Source organism: Streptomyces orinoci (assembly GCF_003121295.1).
Classification (GTDB): Bacteria; Actinomycetota; Actinomycetes; order Streptomycetales; family Streptomycetaceae; genus Streptomyces; species Streptomyces orinoci.
The window spans coordinates 4,975-6,595 of sequence record NZ_PHNC01000001.1 but is presented as its reverse complement, the minus strand read 5'-3'; the positions used below and the strand labels follow the sequence as shown (position 1 = coordinate 6,595).

The window sequence follows — 1,621 nt, the reverse complement described above, 5'->3', positions numbered from 1 at the left end:
CGGAGGGAGCGGCGGGCTGCGCCGGGGGCGCGAGAACTCCGCCGCGGGCACCGGCTTGGCCGGGGCGGCCGGGGCGGGCTTGGGGCCGGACGCGGCCGGGCGTGGCGCGGCACCGGCGGGCTTGGGGGTGGGGCCGCGGCCGGCTTGGTGCCGGGGCAGCGGGACGGGGCGCACCCGCGGTGGGGCACCCGGCTTCGCGGACGGGGCCTTGCGCGGCGCCGCCGGCTTGGCAGCGGACTTACCGGCGTTGCCACCGGGTCCCTGCAGCGCGTCAGTCAACTTACGGACGACCGGCGCCTCGATCSTGGAGGACGCCGAACGGACGAATTCACCAAGTTCTTGGAGCTTGGCCATGACGACCTTGCTCTCTACTCCGAACTCCTTGGCGAGTTCGTATACCCGGACCTTAGCCACTTCGCTCCTTCTAGGTCCGGGTTGTCAACCGGACCGTCGCTACTTCATGGGCGTACTCATCGCGTACTCATCGAGTGCTCATCGCAATCTCGACCTACTTCCAACTCGCGAGGTACCTGACATGGACCATCCCCGCATGACGCGGGGCCGAACTAGTGCCGCTCACCGTGTTCGACGTATCGACGCAGTTGAGCGGTATCGAACGGTCCCGGGCTTTTGAAGGCCCGGGGGGAACGCCCGGCGGCGCACCGCCAGTTCCAGACAAACCGGTGTGGGATGCACGGAGGCACCCCGGCCGGGCAGCGTACCGCGAGGATCGGGGACGCAGGCGCCCTCGATCACCACGATCCGCAAGAGATCGCCCTTGGCCGCTCGCTCCCGGCACCCCACACAGGTGCGTTCAGGGCATACGCGGGCATGCGTCCGGCCAGACACTGCTTAAGTCTACCTCCCCGTGCCAACCTCACCCTTCGGGGCACTGATCGGCTACGCATCCGTTATGACCATGGTCTCCGGACCGGCGCCGCCTGTCACGCGGCTTTTCGGAACATCGCCAAACCGCTTCCATGCGCTCCGGCTCGCTTCCACGCGCCCCCGGCGCTCCGGCCGGCTAGGACTGGGCGGCCGGCTCGGCCTGCTCGGTGTCCGGGCGGATGTCGATCCGCCAGCCCGTCAGCCGGGCGGCGAGCCGGGCGTTCTGGCCCTCCTTGCCGATGGCCAGCGAGAGCTGGTAGTCGGGAACCGTCACCCGGGCGGAGCGCTGGGCGAGATCGACGATCTCCACCTTGCTCACCCGCGCGGGGGACAGTGCGTGGGCCACCAGCTCGGCCGGGTCGTCCGACCAGTCGACGATGTCGATTTTCTCGCCGTTGAGCTCGGCCATCACGCTGCGCACCCGGCCGCCCATGGGGCCGATGCAGGCGCCCTTGGCGTTGAGCCCGGAGCGGTTGGACCGTACGGCGATCTTGGTGCGGTGACCGGCCTCACGGGCGATGGCGGCGATCTCCACCGAGCCGTCCGCGATCTCCGGGACCTCCAGGGCGAAGAGCTTCTTCACCAGGTTGGGGTGGGTGCGCGAGAGCGTGACCGAGGGGCCGCGGACGCCCTTGGCCACCCGCACCACATAGGTACGCAGGCGCAGGCCGTGCTTGTACTCCTCGCCGGGAACCTGCTCCTGCACCGGCAGGATGGCCTCCAGCTTGCYNKA

General features: G+C 69.9%; 1 protein-coding gene and 2 pseudogenes (1 of these 3 cut by a window edge). All 3 read right to left on the bottom strand.

Features of this window, described 5'->3' with window-relative positions; translation table 11 throughout:
* The coding region (locus tag CV755_RS00040) for a translation initiation factor IF-2 N-terminal domain-containing protein (RefSeq protein WP_193553317.1) at positions 1-414 on the bottom strand (414 nt) is incomplete at its 3' end.
* A 152-nt stretch (positions 415-566) separates the two neighbouring features.
* Positions 567-849 (bottom strand): annotated as a pseudogene (locus tag CV755_RS00035) (YlxR family protein).
* A 208-nt stretch (positions 850-1,057) separates the two neighbouring features.
* Positions 1,058-1,621: pseudogene (gene nusA, locus CV755_RS00030) on the bottom strand (transcription termination factor NusA); its annotated part runs 399 nt beyond the window's last position; the annotation flags it as partial.